Genomic DNA, 17042 nt, shown 5'->3' on the forward strand with positions numbered 1-17042 from the left:
GCTGCCTAGGGAAAATAATCCAACTTGTATTGAAAAAAGCCATCCTACATTTGTAAAACGGCTTTTTTGAAAGTGACCCCGCTGAGGCTCGAACTCAGGACCCACAGATTAAGAGTCTGTTGCTCTACCAACTGAGCTACGAAGTCATTCGATAATCCAAATGTAAGGTTCACCGTAGAAAAAGTCAAGTGGAAAAGAATATTTTTTTGACTTTTATGACATTCAAGCGAGATTTTTGGCAGCTGTCCCATAAGAAAAACAGACTCAAATATGTCATTTAAACAAATTATTCTTTCGCTCCATAACGTCTTATTTCCTTGCCACAGCAATCTTTCCCATAATCATTGGCTTAACTTCCATTTTTATTGGTTTATCCAGTTGTATTTTACTCCCCTTTTTGATTGAAATCACAACCGTTTTATAGCCTAACATCTGTGCACGGAGCTCCTGATCTACCCGAAACAGAGATTGCGGTACCCAAAGTTGAAAATCTCCATTTTCATCCACTTGCGTACGGTAATTTCCCAAGGACACCTCTGTTCCCATCATACTTACATCGCTTCCAGCACAAACTACTTTACCTTTTATGCTTACTTTTGTGCTATCGGGGCTTCCTTTTAATGTTGAATTATCATTTGTTGATGAGCTAACCTGCCCCTGCTGCTTTATCTGATCATTTTCTGTTTTTGTTTGGACAACGACAACTTCTCCAGTCAATTTGTTTTGTGCTTGAGCAGCATGAAAGCTCAAGGATCCAACCAACAAGAGGCCCGCAGCGATCCCCGGCCATCTTCCTTGCCAAATAGGGTTTTTAGAAAAAGAAAAAGGGATATCCAATTCACGCATCAACTGATCTTCATAAAATCGACCACATAGCCCTTTACCGGCTTTTTTTATTTGATCTACAATTTCCTGATCATCCATCTGTGAAAAATCTACAACCATCTTCTCACATTGACCACAAAAACGCCCTTGTTCTTGTGGCGTCATCTTATCCCACTCTGCAGAGCAAGAGTCCTTCACTTGTAATATAATCTTTTCCATGTTGTCTCCTTTTTTTATATTTTGAGAAGGGATGCAGGAAAATCGACTATTGCATAATGAAACAGCACAAAAATCACTAAACACTGATAAACAGGTAATTAATAACACACCTTAAAATTATATGTTGACTTTTTAGGGAAAGGGTGGCCCGAATGAAGTACATCATACGCTGAAGAGCGATATAGCAGAAATCGGAAGATCAGGTTCATAAAAATGCCCCCAGAAAGTGTCTAACTTTTTGGGGGCACTGCAACTTTTGACAGTTTATTTAAAGTAAGTAATGTTAGCGCTAACTTCTTTATTTTATACTGTCAAGAATTTCTTTTATAGCTCTTTCCAACTGCGGATCTTTATTTTCCATCCGATCTTGTACGGTATTTTTTACAAGAATATCTGGGGCAACTCCAGTTTGTTCGAGATCCTGACCATCAAGCGTATAACATCCCCAAGACGGAAGTCGATAGTTTGATCCGTCGACTAAGCCTTTAGCAGAAGTAAAAATAATCCAGCGATAGGTCTCATTACCGATGATTTTGCCCAACTTAAGTGCTTTAAAGCCCGCTGCAGTCATTTCAGCATCACTCAGCGATTGCTCATTAATCAATAAAACAATAGGCTTGGCAGATGGTGCAAAATTACTTTGTGGCGCACGTTTACCACCTCGGTATTGCCACTGTAAGTAAGGGCGTTGTGACAGGAATCTTAAAACCTCATCGTGTACATTTCCGCCTGTATTATAACGCAAATCTAAAATAATCCCTTGTTTGTTATTCTCCTGTTCGGCCATGTCGATCAAGAACCGCTGTAACTCAGTATCCGACATATTTTTCATATGTGAATAGGCTATCTTATTGCTACTCAACTGATCAACTCGACTTCGGTTATCTCTAATCCATTGGTCGTAGAGGAGATCTCTAAACACGGCGCTTGATACCGGACGAATGTTTGTCTGAATTTCCTTGCCATTACGATTCAAGGTCAATTGAATTTCTTCTTCCAGTGAAGGCCAAGTAAAATAACTATCGCGGTCTGCCTGCGTATTCAATTTTGTTCCGTTAATCGCGATGAGGATATCACCCGCATGAATATCAGCTTCTTTCTTTGCCGCGGGGCCATTCGGAACAATATAGCTGATCTCGTAAGGATTGCTGGAATCATAGGTCACACCGATTTCATTCGTTACAAAACCAAACGGCTTACGTTCTTCCTGTCCCATTGAACTGAAACCCAGATGCGACGAATTGAGCTCGCCCAACATATCATTTAAGAGGATGCGCAAATCTGTCCTATCGTTGATACCTGGAAGATACTTTTCATATTTCTTTTTTATCGCAACCCAATCCACTCCATGGAAGTTGCTATCGTAGTAATTTTCCTCCAGATTGGCCCATGTTTCATAAAACATTTGATTGAACTCTTTCTCGAGATCTCGATTGAATTTAAAACTCATTGTAACCGCATCAAGCTTATTCAAGTCAAGATTGTATTTCTGAATCGTTCCTCGGGTCAATACGAAGTATTTTCCCGCCGACTCTACAAAATTCTCCATGCCGCCGTCAGCGACTTTTTCGGTTTTGGTCGGTGCAAACAACTCATATACGGTACGATAAGTACTATATTTCCCTTCATGATTGGATGAATAGAAAAGATAGGATTTATCCCCTTTTTGTATCACCAAAGGATTAGATTGTGTTCCAAATGCAGGACTCACTTGCTCAATTCGATCACGCAGTCCTTCTAAATCCAATTGAACCAAACCAGCTTTCTTGGGTTCGGCTATTGGTATCGCGGTTGGCTTGCCCTTATCGACATCATTTTTCTTTTTATCCTTAGCGCCAGCTTCCTTCTTAGCTGTACCAGTTTTATTTACTGTTGTATCTTTCTTTTCGGGTGTTACAAATAATTCATCAAACTTTGCACTACGGTAAGGTTGGTCAAAGTTGGTCAATGCCATTCGGAAAATGCTGGAGTTTTGCATACCGGTAGGATAAGAAGGCTTAGTCCTATTACTCGCAAAATAAATATATTTACCATCAGGAGACCAATATGGTGCTGCTTCTGTGACTCCTGTATTTGTCAAATTAGTCGTTTGCTCATTTTTCAGATTATACACAAAGATATCCTGTTCAAAATTGCGCATAGCTGTGAATAAAAGATAGTTTCCATCAGGGGAGAATGAGGGCGAAGAATTTTGAAATGCCCAGATTTCATCTTTAACTACTGTTTGGCTCTTCAAACTTGTCAAATCCAATATACGTACTTCATCACGACCACTGAGGTACACAGCTTTTGTCCTATCTGCATTGCATGTAATATCACGGTTGTTACGCAGATCTAGTGTCAATTGCTTTACCTCACCTTTACCGTCTGCCGTGCGTGAAAACCAGTTCTGGTAGCCTTGATACGTTTGGCTATAGAGTAATGTTTTACTGTCTTTAAGCCATTTAACCTCCATGACACGTTCTCCCTGACCGGGCATCTGACGAACAAACTTTCCTTCAATATCCGAAACGAACAATTCGCCACGTGATACAAATGCCATTTTCTTTCCGTCCGGAGAAACGTCGAAATTACTGATGTTACCTGAAATGTTAAACTCTTTCAGCTTTCCTAGCACTTGATTGCGGTTAAGTGCGATGTTGGGCTGTACGGTTTTCTTTCCATTGACATCATAAATATAAAGCTGATAGCCCTTTTCAAATGCCACTTTAGTACCGTCTGCCGCGACAAACGGACGTTTGATTGATTCTTGGAAAGAAGTCAATTGAGTTTTCGACTTTCCCGTTAGTTGATAAAGGTTGTACTCACCATTGCTTTCATCGGACACATAGAATATGTTTCCTTTTTGGTCCACAGTGGGCCAAAAATCCTTACCGATATAATCTGTATACTGTTGAAATGCCTTTGTTTTGGGATTATAAGACTTGATATCTGGATTGAAAGCACCTTTATATCGCTTGCGATTCGCCGAGCTATAGCCTTCCCAGCTGTCATTGAATAACAATTCTCCCGAAGGAGTTGGCACCACGTTACTGATATAATTAAAGACATGTGGAAATAACCTTGTCGCCGTACCTCCATCCAAAGCAACTTGATAAGCGCTCATTCTATTGTAACGCGATGATGTGAAATAAAGCGATTTGCTATCCCAGCTCCAGCTGTCCACTTCGTCCGAAGCATCATGCGATGTCAGCTGCCTTATATCTCCACCCGCCAAGGGCATTACATAGACATCCATATTACCGTTTTGATTGGCGGAAAAAGCCAACCATTTTCCATCTGGGGAAATTCTTGGATTGATCTCATTTCCTTCCATTCCTGTTAACCGTACCGCAACACCACCTTGACTTCCAACTTTCCAAAGGTCACCTTCGTAGCTGAAAACCATTTCCTTTCCATCGGGACTTAAAGTCGGATGGGATAAAAACGTGGGTTGTTGGGCAATAACACAGGTTGTTCCAGCATAGGCTAGAACTGTACTTAAAATTAGTTTCTTTATCATGTTATCTAGGAGGCTAATAGTTGTTTGCCAATACAAAGGTAGAATAGGTATTGAACAAACCACCATGAAATAGCGAAGAATTTTATATTTTTATTCCTTCACTACATCAACATTTAATTGTTGACTTTCTCCCGTTATTTCACTGCTATTATTTTCTAATGATATGGAAGCCCAAACCTCTTCTATTTTGACTACCACATCGAATATCTTCTTAAATTAAAGTATGCATACAAATAAACTGAAACAAATGTGTCTATTTTCGGTTCCTATACAAGGAATGATTACGTACAATATATGATATTGAATAAATATGTTTAGCCGAATTCAAAAAGCACATCGTATTATTTTCTTACCGGAAGATTGAGGCAGATGATAATTATCGAAACTAGCGCATATAATTATCATCACGCCGATATGCTATTTAAATATAGGCATATTTCGTATCCCTATTGTAACCTAAACATGCAAATATTTTTTGAATCATTATATTTTTTAATGGGATACTTATCCTTAACTTTGCACCCTCAAATCAGAAACTATGGACGCAACGTTAACTCACTCAGAAGAAGATCTTTATAAGAAACGAAATCGCATAAGAATTGCGGTATCGCTTTTCTTTTTTTGCCAAGGTATCGCGTTTGCATCTTGGGCAAGCCGCATCCCCGTTATCAAAGCTCATCTCAACTTAAGTGAGGGTCAATTGGGGACAATTTTATTAATGCTTCCAGTCGGACAACTTGCAACGATGGCTCTTTCAGGAAAATTGGTTACAAAATATGGAAGTGCTAGCGTTTTGCGTATCGTACCCATCGCTTACACCTTGGTCTTGTGCTCCATCCCCTTTGCGCAGAATGCCTGGCAGTTAGGAGGCATACTATTTCTATTTGGTGTAACCGGAAATATGTGTAATATATCTGTTAATACACAGGGTGTCGCAACGGAGCAGGTTTTCAAAAAATCAATAATGACTTCCTTTCATGGAGCCTGGAGTATCGCTGGTTTCACAGGAGCACTAGTAGGCTTGTTAACGATGAATTTTGGACTGAACACCTTTTACCATTTTTTAATCATATTAGTCATTGTCACAGCGAATACACTAATCAACCAAAAGTATTTGGTTCCTGGCAAATCTCCTCAAAAGGAAAAGCGCAGTTTTTTCTCTAAACCAGAAGGTGGCTTACTTCAGCTCGGCATCATCGGCTTTTTCAGCATGGCAACTGAGGGGGCAATGTTCGACTGGAGTGGGGTGTATTTCAAGGAGATCGTTCAGGCGCCAGAGAAATTTGTTGTCGTTGGCTACGCTTCATTTATGATCATGATGGCTACTGGGCGCTTTGTTGGTGATGCTGTCATTCGGAAATTGGGCCGAAAAAGGACCCTGCAGTACAGTGGCCTACTGATGTTCATCGGGATGATGACATCGGTTATTTTTCCCGAATTTATCATCTGTACCCTAGCTTTTATGTTGGTCGGTATCGGTGTAGCTTGCAATGTCCCCTCCATCTACAGTATTGCCGGACAGAACAAAAATGTGCCCTCTGGAGTGGCTTTGGCCATGGTTTCAAGCATTAGCTACTTGGGCTTTTTAATGGGACCACCTTTAATTGGGTATATTGCTGAAGTCTTTAGCCTACGATATTCCTATGGTATTTTTGCCTGTTTCGGACTGTTGATGTTTATAATGGTTGGACGATTATCTTTATTCAAAGACACAAGCCAAACCTAATCGAACGATGGAAGTATCTTCTTACTGAATTTAAAGTTTGACCTGAAGAAATCTCGTGCTAAATGACATGCGTTTATTTTTCAAGACATAAGGCATGGCAAGTAAATAAAAACAAGCCGTACCGCTTCCTAAAATTGATCCAAACCAAACATCTTCTACGAAATGCTGTCCCAAATACACCCGAGAGTAGGCTGTTAATGCAGCGAGAATAAATACAGTTATACCAAAAGCTTTATTTTTTGAGAGAATACCTAACGTAGCCGCCAGCGCAAAGGCCGAAGTTGTATGTCCGGAAGGGAAGGAGTTAAAGTGCGCTACACGCAACCAAGAAACAACATGGAATGTAGGATTTCCATGAAATACGGTTGCCGGTCTATCGGCATCGAAAAGGTTTTTCAGTATACAGCAGATCAGCCCCGAGAAAATATATGTCCCCAGGATAGCTCGGGCAAAATTCCATTGCTGCGTACAGCAGTAGGCAATAAAAACACCTATAACAAAAAGACCGTCTCCAAAATAAGTCTGTATTGTAAAAAGAATATCAGCCCAAAATGAATGACGAGTATTCACAAAATGGAATGCATCTTCCTTCGGAATAAATATAACAACAGCTGTCATTAAGACTATCCAAATGCTAAAGCAAGCAAAAAAAGCAGGGTTAGCTGCATATACCTTTCTAAATTGGTATAATAAAAATTTTCCCATTCAATTTATATTATCGGATTACAGGCCAAAAGTAAAATTGCTGTAAATAATTATCCGAAAATAATCATTCCAATAAAAATTTACAATTCTATTACCTATTTATTTTGATAAGAAAAGGAAAAGTTTTATTGAATAAACAAAAAAAGCGATGGAAATCCATCGCTTTTCTCAGTAGCCCCGAGCAGAATCGAACTGCTATCAAATGTTTAGGAAACATCTATTCTATCCGTTGAACTACGGGGCCTTTCAGAAGCCAAACTTAGGCTTATTTTATATATAAGTCAATAGCTAGTCTAAAATCCTGTTATATTTTTTTAAAAAAGAGAGGTAGCCACTATATAGACTCATTATACCAAAGCGATTAACATTGACCATAGCCAAAATATATATCAAAATCGTTTCACGTACGATGGAATAGTCACGATCAACCGCAAATTTAGAACCTGTAAAATAGACTGGATTTAGAAAAGAAAAAATGGTGGAGGGAGAAGGATTCGAACCTTCGAAGCCGAAGCAACGGATTTACAGTCCGTCCCATTTGACCGCTCTGGAACCCCTCCAGCATTGTGCTGTTCTAGAATTGAACGTCGCAAAAGTAGCTTTTGATTTGCAAAACTGCAATAATTTTTGGGTATAAATCTGTAACTAGCGCAGTATGAATTCATTTATTTTCATGCAACATATAAATGGTCTGTTAATCATCAGATCAACCTATCATTATTATAATAAAAACTTATTGTTATAATCTAGTCATAATAGATTTTGACGATAGTGTATTGGTAAAATCAATTCGCTTTTTGGATCGAGTTGCTGTATCTTTGTGTCAACAAAAAAAAGAAAGATATATTATGAGTTTCACAGGTAAAAGTTTTCCAAGCATTACAGTAGATGCAATTGATTATTTAGGCGACAATTTACAGATCAACATTTTTGAAAAAGCAGTTAAAGAAGGTAAAAAAGTGCTTTTATTTTGGTATCCAAAAGATTTCACTTTCGTATGTCCTACTGAATTACACGCTTTTCAAGAAGCAGCTGCTGAGTTTGAAAAACGCAATACAGTCTTAATCGGCGCTTCTTGCGATACAAATGAAGTACACTTTGCTTGGTTAAACACAGCAAAAGATAACGGTGGAATTGAAGGTGTTGAATATCCTCTATTGGCAGACACCAACCGCAACTTATCAAGTATATTAGGAATCTTAGATGTTCAAGAAGTTGAACACCCTGAATACGGAACATTGGCACAAGGTTCTGCGGTTACTTATAGAGCAACATATTTGATCGACGAAACTGGCCGTGTATTCCATGAATCAGTAAACGACATGCCTTTGGGTCGTAACGTTAAAGAATACTTACGTTTGATCGATGCTTACGCTCACGTACAGAAATTTGGCGAAGTGTGTCCTGCAAACTGGGAAGAAGGTAAAGATGCAATGAACGCAGATAGAAAAGGTGTAGCTGATTATTTAGCTAAACACTAACAATACAAGACCACAGTGTCTTTTCGACAGGAGCTTTTCCGGGCTCCTGTTGATTTCTCCAACAATCACCTTAAAAATAAAATCATGTTACAAGAATTAGAAAACGATAATTTACAAGAAATTGTAAACAATAACGATATTGTAATGGTTCAGTACTCCGCAACTTGGTGTGGTAACTGTAAAATCATGAAACCGAAATTCAAAAAATTGGCTGGCGAAAATGATAGCGTACCTTTTGTTATTGCTGATGCAGAAAAATTCCCTGAATCCCGCAAACTAGCAAATGTCAATAACCTACCCACTTTCGCTGCTTTTAAAAACGGTAAATTAGTCAATCAGGTACAAACAAATAAGTTAGACGCATTAGTAGAATTATTCAATGAAACTACCAGTAATTAAGCATTTGACAGAGTTCATCGAGCAGAATGATGTAGATTATGTCTTGGAAACAATCGAGACACTGGAAGCTTTAACCGAAGCTCCTTTGAAAGATGAAGAACTTGACGTTCTTGGTGAATTGATTTCAAACCTATACGGAGCTGTAGAGGTAGATAAATTAATTAAAGAAGGTAACTCCAAAAAAGACGCGTTAAATATGTTTATGAAGCGTGTTCTAGGTGCCATTGATAAATAGTGTTTGGTCCCAAAAACATTCGCGTGAAACTTTCTTTAAAGGTTGCTCCTGTCGTTTTTGAGCATTTGAAACATAGAGACTAAAATCGATTGAAATTTGTCAAACAAATATACAATTGGCTTTAGACCAATACAGATTTTTTTGAAGGTAGCGGAAAACCTATCTTACCTTAAATATCGCTGTATTGCAGCATCTTAAACGCATGACGCCGCTATATTATATGTTTTCCAAAAGCTAAAATGTTGACAAAATTTAGCAATGTGGAAAACTAATTAAGGTAATCTGACAGAACTAAATATTTTCTACATATATTTACTTATGTTAAAGGTTGCCACTTGGAGCGAAGCGACAAAATAACTATTCTCTAAAAATTCGTTTCAGGAAAAAATATTTTAATTGTTAAACGGAAATTCCAGCTTGATTGGGATTTCCGTTTTTTATTTATGCCTATATTTTACCATTTAGTGATCTATCCCTCTACCTCGTCACTCAAACTAGCTTCCTTTTATGGCCCTAAGTTTAATTCGCCTAATATCCATAAGTCAAAGCAATATACCAACGTCACAAGTGGGCTAATTAAAGACTGTCAATTAAAAAGACACGCAATAAAATTACAATCTCCAACAATCCGTTGTTCATCAAAATTTTTATCTTTAAACATGCGAAGACCTTTTCTCTCTGTTATCATTATTTTGGCTGGCATCTTGTCAACTTCAATCGTTAAAGCACAGAATCCACAGTGGAACGCTGCTGAAATTAAACTTCATCTAGAAAAACTGAACGTGCTGGGGTCGGTACTCTATTTTGCAGCACATCCCGATGATGAAAATACCCGGCTAATAGCTTGGCTAGCGCAGGAAAAAAAATATAAAACAGGCTATTTATCCCTAACTCGAGGTGATGGGGGACAAAACCTTATCGGAACAGAACAAGGTATTGAACTTGGATTGATTCGAACGCAGGAATTACTGGCAGCTCGAAAAATCGATAAAGGTGAGCAATTTTTTTCATCAGCATACGATTTTGGATTCTCGAAGACTCCAGAGGAAACTTTCGAATTCTGGGATAAACAGCGTGTTCTCCGCGAAGCCGTATGGATTATCCGCAAATTTAGGCCCGATGTCATCATCACGCGTTTTCCTCCCGATTCAAGGGGTGGCCATGGTCATCATCAAGCCTCGGCCATTCTAGCACATGAAGCCTTTAAAGCTGCTGCTGATCCGAATATATTCCCAGAGCAACTTCAATTTGTACGCCCCTGGAAAGCTAAACGCTTGCTTTGGAATACAGCTAACTTCGGCGGTCAAAACAATACACGTGAAGATCAGTTAAAAATAGATATCGGGGATTACAATTCTCTTCTAGGAGCCTCTTATGGAGAAATTGCCGCACACAGCCGTTCATCACACAAAAGCCAAGGCTTTGGTTCGGCAAGCCAACGTGGCTCTTCAATCGAATACTTTGAGTATGTAGACGGTGCACCTGCAAAAAATACACTCTTGGATGGAGTTGACACCTCATGGAAAAGAATTCAAAACGGCAGTAAAGTTGAGTCCTTAATTGACCACATCAATCAAACATATCAAATTGATAAACCCGAATTGATCATTGCTGAATTGATCCAACTGTACAAAGCACTGGATCAAATTGATGATGAATACTGGAAAACTGAAAAGAAAAAAGAGGTTGAAAAACTAATTCTTGCCTGTGGTGGAATTTGGTTCGAAAGTATCGCTAAAAATCCATCCTATGCCTTGGAAGATCAGATCAAAGTAGAACATTCCATTATTGTTCGGCGTCCAAATGTAACCGTTGAGCTGACCCAAATAAATGGAAATAGCATTCATGAAACACTAAAAATAAACAAGCTACAAAGAGACTCGGTTCTTATACATGCCGACAGGACGACACAACCATACTGGTTGATTGATCCACATGGAAAAGGCAAATTTAATGTCAGTGATTTTAACCTGACAGGCTATCCAGAAAACCCCTATGCTCCAGAGGTATCATTTCAACTCCGGATCAATGGTGAAAATATCACACTCAATCAACCCATAAAATATAAATATACCGATCCTGTTCGTGGCGAAATCTATGACCCCATTGTGATCGTCCCACAGTTGACGGCAAAAAGTTCCAGCCCTTTGGCACTTACACAAAATGCCCACACTGTCAAAGTGAATCTGACTTTTCAGAAAAACGGACAAGCAAACACAACCACATTTAACGTCAGACCGCATGTACCTAAAGGCTGGGAAGTTTCACCGGCATCTTTTGACCTATCTTTTGACAAAGGCGAGCGTACAATTTCCAGAGAGATCAGCATAAAACCATCAGATGCTTCTAAATCTTCCATTGATACCCTTGGGTTCCTCTTGGCAGACAAAGAACGTTTAAAGGAGATAAAATCCATCGACTACAATCATATACCTAATATTGTTTATTTTCCAGATGTCGCTATAAAAATGAGCAATATCAACCTGGTCAACGACGTAAAGAGCGTGGCATACATCCATGGGGCAGGGGATCTAATTCCTGAATCATTGACGGCCATTGGTATAAAAGTCGATGTGTTAAGTAACGAACAAGCTTTAAAAACAGATCTTTCTAGCTATGACGCGGTAATTCTTGGTGTCCGAATATTCAACGTTAACAAACAAATTGTTCCGCTCCAAAACAAACTACTCGCGTATGTCAACATGGGCGGAACAGTTTTAGCGCAATACAATGTAAACAATGGACTGATCTCAAAAAACTTTGGTCCTTTTCCTTTTAGCGTCGGAAGAAGCCGGGTAACAGATGAACTTGCGACAGTACACTTCGATAAAAATGATCCGATTTTCAATTACCCGAACAAGATCATCGAAGCTGACTTCGAACACTGGGTACAGGAGCGGGGGTTATATTTTGCAGAAGATATTGATAAAAAGTACCGCACTCCGATCAGCATGCAAGATCCCGGTGAACCCTTGCACAACGGCTCACTACTCATTGCTCAATATGGAAAAGGTAAATTTGTTTATACATCTTTATCTTTTTTCAGACAATTGCCTGCAGGAATTCCCGGAGCTTATAGATTATTCGTAAATTTGTTATCAAAATCAAAATAATATAATAATGGAAAATCAGATTGACAACAGCTGCACAACAATTGATGCTGGCAAAGCAAAAGGAATCATTCTTTTAGTTGCTGTAGTATTTGGTGCATTAATTGGATTCACTGCAAACGAGACATTTCTAAGCATCTTCGGTGGTGCTATTGTCGGATTGATTATCGCTGCTATTTTTAATAGTGTTATCTATCCACAGAAGCCTTCAGATAGATAAAAAATATGAATAGCTGGAAGCGTTTCTACTGGTTAGTCGTTATCTGGCTATTTTTATTCATCCTTTTTCTGTACATTTTCACGAACCACTATTCATGAGTACAGCAGATTGGATTGTTTTATTTCTGACACTCTTATTTATTGTCATATATGGCATTTATAAGAGTAGGGGTATAAAAAATATTGATGAATATCTTCTAGGTAATCGTTCTTTACCCTGGTATCATGTCGGATTATCAGTAATGGCGACGCAAGCGAGCGCCATTACTTTCTTATCTGCCCCCGGACTAGCCTATTCTTCTGGAATGAGTTTTGTCCAATTCTACTTTGGTCTTCCGTTGGCCATGATTGTGCTCTGCATTACATTTGTCCCTATTTTTCATAAGCTAAAAGTATTTACAGCCTACGAATTTCTAGAAAAACGTTTTGACGTCAAAACCAGAGGACTCACTGCTATTCTTTTTTTGATACAGCGGGGGATATCAACAGGTATTACCATCTTTGCACCCGCTTTAATTATATCGACCATTCTTCATATTGATCTTACCTGGACCACATTGGCCATAGGGATTTTTGTTGTTATCTATACGACCTATGGAGGAACCAAAGCCGTATCTCATACGCAGTTGCTTCAAATGAGCATTATCTTTGGATCATTACTCGTAGCAGGCATATTAGTTATCCATCTCCTGCCAGAGTCAATTGGATTATCAAAAGCACTTCATATTGCAGGAAAATCAGGAAAAACCAACGCGTTGGATTTTACTTTTGGCCTCAATAATAACTATACGCTTTGGACAGGACTAATCGGAGGTTTTTTCCTACAGCTTTCCTACTTCGGGACCGACCAAAGTCAAGTAGGCCGTTATTTGACAGGGGCTTCGATCAAGGAAAGTCGCATAGGGTTGATTATGAATGGTCTACTGAAAATCCCCATGCAATTTGCGATCCTGTTGATTGGAGTTCTGGTATTTACCTATTATCAATTCCATCAGCCACCCATTTTTTTCAATCAAGTCGAGATCAAGAAGCTTAAAGAAAGCAAATATGCTCCTGATTACCAGATTCTCGAACAAAAGCATAGCGAGCTGTTTAAAACACGTGAATCTGTTGTTCAGCAGCTTAATACAGCATTGGATCACGACGATGAAAAAAGAATTGCTGATCATCGATCCTCACTCGGTCAACTTAATGCAAAAATGCAAGCGGTAAAAGAAGGGACTTTGGACTTAATCAAAAAAAACAACCCAACAGCGGAAACGAATGACAATAATTATGTCTTTCTTTCTTTTGTGACGAGCGTCTTCCCAAAGGGCCTAATTGGGCTACTCATAGCGGTCATTTTTCTCGCATCCATGGGGTCTACAGCAAGTGCTATCAACTCATTGGCTTCAACAACGACCATTGATATCTACAAAAGATTTATTAATCCTACCTCATCTGAAAAACAAGAACTTTTGTGGTCGCGTTTATTTACGTTGATCTGGGGTACATTTACTGTTATTGTTGCTTTGTATGCGAACAGATTGGGTAATCTCCTCGAAGCGGTCAATATCCTGGGCTCACTATTCTATGGTACTATCCTAGGGATCTTTATCGTCGCCTTCTACATGAAGAAAATTCAAGGCAAAGCTGTTTTTCTTGCAGCCATTCTTTCCGAAATTATCGTGATAGCGGTATGGACGATAAATAAAATTCCTTTTCTCTGGCTAAATCTTATTGGCTGCCTAGCTGTCATGTTAATCGCCTATATCGTACAACTGGGGACGAAAGTACCTCGTCCCATGGAGGACAATAGTGATCTTAAATAAAACCTTCATGACTTCACAGACACCAACAGCAATGAAAGCGAGCTGAAGGTTCTTTTTGGCCAATAAGATCATACTTTCAGAAAAAATAAAAAAGCCTGATTGCTCAGGCTCAGTATTTTTTATAGATATTGTACAATACACTCTTATCGTATATGGTCAATTCGGGGGTTGTATCTCGAACGACAAACTTTCGTTTAAAGGCAACGATAGCGGCTTTTAGATTGGATGTATCATAACCAATAATTTTAAGCGCATCTATCGCATTAAAGCTATCAGGAGGGGCCACAAGCTGTCCTTCATCATACCATATTCCAAAACCCCGTTCTGCAAGCTTTTTCCACGGGAAAAAAACGCTTGGATCATTCTTGCGTGATGGAGCGATATCAGCATGGCCAATAAAATTATTTGCTGGAATTAAATAACGCGATTTCAAGGTATCAAGCACAGTCATCAATGAATTAATTTGTGCCTCAGGAAAAGGCTCCCTACCATTATTATCCAATTCTATACCTATAGAACAGGAGTTCATGTCGACAATAGAACCCCATTTTGCCATCCCCGCATGCCAAGACCGAACATAATCGTTCAACATTTGTATAATCTCCCCATTCCGGCCAATGACATAATGTGAACTCACTTTAGTTCTTGGAATCTGAAAGGTTTTGATCGTCTGCCCAATACTATCTTGTGCTGTATGATGAATAATGACATAGTTAGGTTTACGAACATCATAATGTATGGCTTCCTCTTGGCGCCAATAAGGATGGTTTCCAGATTTCTGTAAAAAAACAACCTTTCTTTCCTCAGGTGTCAATAAATTGGTATCTGGCTTAGCTTCGACTTTCTCTTCCACAACCAATGCAGAAGCAAATGACGCAACTAGCGGTTTTGCAACCACCGGCTGTATCTTCGACTTGCAGCTTGCCAAAGACAGCAATGAACAAAGCAATATCCCTATTGACACAGACCTAAACATTATTTTGGTAAACTATAGACTATACCCAATGCCAGCGACTGGCTCAACTGTACTCTTGAAATAACATCTGGATCATAGATCATAATACCATTTAAGTTCACATTGATGACTCTCGTGACTTTTGCCGTTACAGTTACATCCAGACGGTGTGTAGGATTGGAAAGTTTCTCGTAATCAGCAAAAAGGTTATAACGAGCCTTTACATTCAGTTTATCTGTGAAGTTTTTGTCTAGGTTACCCGTTAGCTGGAATGCCAGTGCATTGGCAAAAGTGCGGTCTTCCTTTACACCAAATCGTTCACCAGTACCCGCACTTGGATTGTTAGGATCTCTATAATAGCCATATTTCTCAAAGAAACCTTCTCCAGAACGAGGCTTAACACGCTCATCCAAGATAAAAGTCTGGCGTGCAGTACCTGTACCGAAACGTAGGGAAAATTCGTTACTAGGCTTATACTCAAGACCGAAAGATTCTGTCAGATAAGCTGGTGCCATAAACGCATTCTCAATATAGTCTATTGTATCTCTGCCGTTAACCGTTTTATACTTATAACCCGCATCAAATTGCGACTCAAATGTCACCGACGTAAACAATGCCCAATTGGCAGACAATTTATAAGAAAGCTTATTATCCCAAAATATACGGTCATTATTCTTCTTCGCAATATTATTGGTATTCTTTATCTTTCCATAACGTAAATCAACTTCGGTCACAAAATTGAAATTGTCCTTCGTATAATCCGATTTATGATTCGCATTCAATCCTACAGCAATAGAACCAACACCGCCACCTTTCCAATTATCATTAAATGACGCCTGATTTAAATTGATCCCAAATTTTGTCCAATGTTTCCAATAGTCTACCTCTAAGTTTAGTTTTGGAACTATAGGACGAATCGTTTTAATATTTAATGGTTGCTCTTTCTGTACAGAAATTGCGGTATCTGGCTTAGCGCGAAGATCTTTCAGATCCTGTGCTTTTAAGCTGGTAATAGAAAGGCAAAGCAGAGCCATGCCGACAAAATTGAATAACTTCATTCTGAAAACGTCTATTTTTTGTTTACGGTACTAATTTATAATTAATTGTTGGAAAAGGCTCAATAAAATATTGCGAAGGGTTCAATTGATACTGTGAATAACAATCCTTGATATAATTCGCCAGTTCATAATCACTCGCTGAGAGAACAAAGAAATAGGAGGGTCTAAATATCCTTCTAAATCGTTCTGCTTCATCGCTATTTAGTCCAGTAATCTTGCTGATAAGCTCTTTCGAAAATTTATAATCGATCACATTTTCCTTATAGTCATTTTCAATGGTTTTAGTTAGTCGACGTGCTCTTTTGGCCTCCTTGCTAAATAAACTATAGATTGAATTGATGCTTAATCCAGCACCATTTTGACCAACAGAAAATACGTCACCATAACCCGCAAGACGATACGCTTTCTCGTAATCCTCCTTTGCTTTTTTCAGAATTTCTTCTGGCGTCTTGCGTGCAAAAACCTGAACTTCATCAATATAAAACGATTCACGTACCAAATGAAATAGCAACAATCCACGCTTATCCACCTGAAGAGTATCTGAAAAATAGCCTTTACATAGCGCAACAATATGATCTCCTAGCTGTGCATTAAAGACAAATTCTCCTTTAATAGTATTATAATTGACCTCCCCGGTACGCAAGTTCGCCAGCTTCACATTTCCAATACGTTGTTTGGTATTTTTATCAAAAACAATACCCTCGACTTTTTTATCTTGGCAAAAAAGTGAAGAAGTAAAGCCAACAAGGGCAATAAGTAGAAAAATATATCGCTGTAGTATCACTTTCGTAAAACTA

The 17042-nt window shown here is 38.8% G+C and carries 13 protein-coding genes and 3 tRNA genes; 7 read left to right on the forward strand and 9 right to left on the reverse strand.

The genetic code is table 11. The features are described 5' to 3' along the window. Positions 1–73: 73 nt before the first annotated feature. The 3 genes from B3H30_RS01240 to B3H30_RS01250 form a co-directional block, all read right to left on the reverse strand. Positions 74–146, reverse strand: a tRNA-Lys gene (locus B3H30_RS01240). 163 nt (positions 147–309) lie between these two features. Next, entirely contained in the window at positions 310–1044 is a 735-nt protein-coding gene (locus B3H30_RS01245; protein WP_286777412.1) for a hypothetical protein, read from the reverse strand. Positions 1045–1342: 298 nt separating this feature from the next. Next, entirely contained in the window at positions 1343–4546 is a 3204-nt protein-coding gene (locus B3H30_RS01250; protein WP_070562746.1) for a S41 family peptidase, read from the reverse strand. A 538-nt stretch (positions 4547–5084) separates the two neighbouring features. Between B3H30_RS01250 and B3H30_RS01255 the strand changes: the two genes are divergently transcribed. Further along, positions 5085–6272 carry an MFS transporter gene (locus tag B3H30_RS01255; protein WP_070562743.1) on the forward strand — a complete coding sequence of 396 codons (1188 nt, stop codon included), beginning with the start codon at positions 5085–5087 and terminating at the stop codon, positions 6270–6272. 30 nt (positions 6273–6302) lie between these two features. Here the strand turns inward: B3H30_RS01255 and B3H30_RS01260 are convergent, their stop codons facing one another. The 3 genes from B3H30_RS01260 to B3H30_RS01270 form a co-directional block, all read right to left on the reverse strand. Next, positions 6303–6977, reverse strand: a complete 675-nt coding sequence (locus B3H30_RS01260) for a phosphatase PAP2 family protein (protein ID WP_070562741.1) — start codon at positions 6975–6977, stop codon at positions 6303–6305. A gap of 172 nt (positions 6978–7149) precedes the next feature. After that, a tRNA-Arg gene (locus tag B3H30_RS01265) sits at positions 7150–7221 on the reverse strand. A gap of 232 nt (positions 7222–7453) precedes the next feature. Next, positions 7454–7537, reverse strand: a tRNA-Tyr gene (locus B3H30_RS01270). Between the two features lie 288 nt (positions 7538–7825). Here B3H30_RS01270 and B3H30_RS01275 point away from each other — a divergent pair. The 6 genes from B3H30_RS01275 to B3H30_RS01300 all read left to right on the forward strand — a co-directional run bounded on the left by B3H30_RS01275 (position 7826) and on the right by B3H30_RS01300 (position 14232). Then, entirely contained in the window at positions 7826–8458 is a 633-nt protein-coding gene (locus B3H30_RS01275) for a peroxiredoxin (protein WP_070562738.1), read from the forward strand. Positions 8459–8542: 84 nt separating this feature from the next. Further along, a complete protein-coding gene (locus tag B3H30_RS01280) occupies positions 8543–8857 on the forward strand; it encodes a thioredoxin family protein (protein WP_046673204.1) in 315 nt (104 codons plus the stop codon). Then, positions 8838–9092: a DUF6952 family protein gene (locus tag B3H30_RS01285; protein ID WP_046673203.1), complete on the forward strand. Its 255-nt coding sequence runs from the start codon at positions 8838–8840 to the stop codon at positions 9090–9092. The genes B3H30_RS01280 and B3H30_RS01285 overlap by 20 nt, the downstream gene beginning before the upstream one ends. A gap of 659 nt (positions 9093–9751) precedes the next feature. Further along, a complete protein-coding gene (locus B3H30_RS01290; RefSeq protein WP_201639956.1) occupies positions 9752–12205 on the forward strand; it encodes a PIG-L family deacetylase in 2454 nt (817 codons plus the stop codon). Positions 12206–12212: 7 nt separating this feature from the next. After that, positions 12213–12422 (forward strand): hypothetical protein, encoded by a 210-nt coding sequence (locus B3H30_RS01295; protein WP_070562731.1) that lies wholly within the window; start codon positions 12213–12215, stop codon positions 12420–12422. Positions 12423–12516: 94 nt separating this feature from the next. Continuing rightward, positions 12517–14232 carry a sodium:solute symporter gene (locus B3H30_RS01300; RefSeq protein WP_201639955.1) on the forward strand — a complete coding sequence of 572 codons (1716 nt, stop codon included), beginning with the start codon at positions 12517–12519 and terminating at the stop codon, positions 14230–14232. A 109-nt stretch (positions 14233–14341) separates the two neighbouring features. Here B3H30_RS01300 and B3H30_RS01305 read toward each other — a convergent pair whose 3' ends face one another. From B3H30_RS01305 to B3H30_RS01315, 3 genes are read right to left on the reverse strand one after another with little or no spacing between them, the layout of a single operon-like run. Next, positions 14342–15208 carry an N-acetylmuramoyl-L-alanine amidase gene (locus B3H30_RS01305; protein WP_070562726.1) on the reverse strand — a complete coding sequence of 289 codons (867 nt, stop codon included), beginning with the start codon at positions 15206–15208 and terminating at the stop codon, positions 14342–14344. Then, positions 15208–16245 (reverse strand): DUF3078 domain-containing protein, encoded by a 1038-nt coding sequence (locus tag B3H30_RS01310; protein ID WP_070562723.1) that lies wholly within the window; start codon positions 16243–16245, stop codon positions 15208–15210. The genes B3H30_RS01305 and B3H30_RS01310 overlap by 1 nt, the downstream gene beginning before the upstream one ends. A 22-nt stretch (positions 16246–16267) precedes the next feature. Then, positions 16268–17029 carry a hypothetical protein gene (locus tag B3H30_RS01315; protein WP_070562720.1) on the reverse strand — a complete coding sequence of 254 codons (762 nt, stop codon included), beginning with the start codon at positions 17027–17029 and terminating at the stop codon, positions 16268–16270. Positions 17030–17042: the final 13 nt, after the last annotated feature.

It is taken from the genome of Sphingobacterium sp. UBA7038, assembly GCF_002494055.1.
GTDB lineage: Bacteria > Bacteroidota > Bacteroidia > Sphingobacteriales > Sphingobacteriaceae > Sphingobacterium > Sphingobacterium multivorum.

Coding starts and splice junctions, on each gene's coding strand:
- B3H30_RS01280 (WP_046673204.1), top strand. CDS start 8,543: ATGTTACAAGAATTAGAAAACGATAATTTACAAGAAATTGTAAACAAT.
- B3H30_RS01300 (WP_201639955.1), top strand. CDS start 12,517: ATGAGTACAGCAGATTGGATTGTTTTATTTCTGACACTCTTATTTATT.
- B3H30_RS01250 (WP_070562746.1), bottom strand. CDS start 4,546: ATGATAAAGAAACTAATTTTAAGTACAGTTCTAGCCTATGCTGGAACA.
- B3H30_RS01275 (WP_070562738.1), top strand. CDS start 7,826: ATGAGTTTCACAGGTAAAAGTTTTCCAAGCATTACAGTAGATGCAATT.
- B3H30_RS01295 (WP_070562731.1), top strand. CDS start 12,213: ATGGAAAATCAGATTGACAACAGCTGCACAACAATTGATGCTGGCAAA.
- B3H30_RS01290 (WP_201639956.1), top strand. CDS start 9,752: ATGCGAAGACCTTTTCTCTCTGTTATCATTATTTTGGCTGGCATCTTG.
- B3H30_RS01305 (WP_070562726.1), bottom strand. CDS start 15,208: ATGTTTAGGTCTGTGTCAATAGGGATATTGCTTTGTTCATTGCTGTCT.
- B3H30_RS01255 (WP_070562743.1), top strand. CDS start 5,085: ATGGACGCAACGTTAACTCACTCAGAAGAAGATCTTTATAAGAAACGA.
- B3H30_RS01310 (WP_070562723.1), bottom strand. CDS start 16,245: ATGAAGTTATTCAATTTTGTCGGCATGGCTCTGCTTTGCCTTTCTATT.
- B3H30_RS01245 (WP_286777412.1), bottom strand. CDS start 1,044: ATGGAAAAGATTATATTACAAGTGAAGGACTCTTGCTCTGCAGAGTGG.
- B3H30_RS01285 (WP_046673203.1), top strand. CDS start 8,838: ATGAAACTACCAGTAATTAAGCATTTGACAGAGTTCATCGAGCAGAAT.
- B3H30_RS01260 (WP_070562741.1), bottom strand. CDS start 6,977: ATGGGAAAATTTTTATTATACCAATTTAGAAAGGTATATGCAGCTAAC.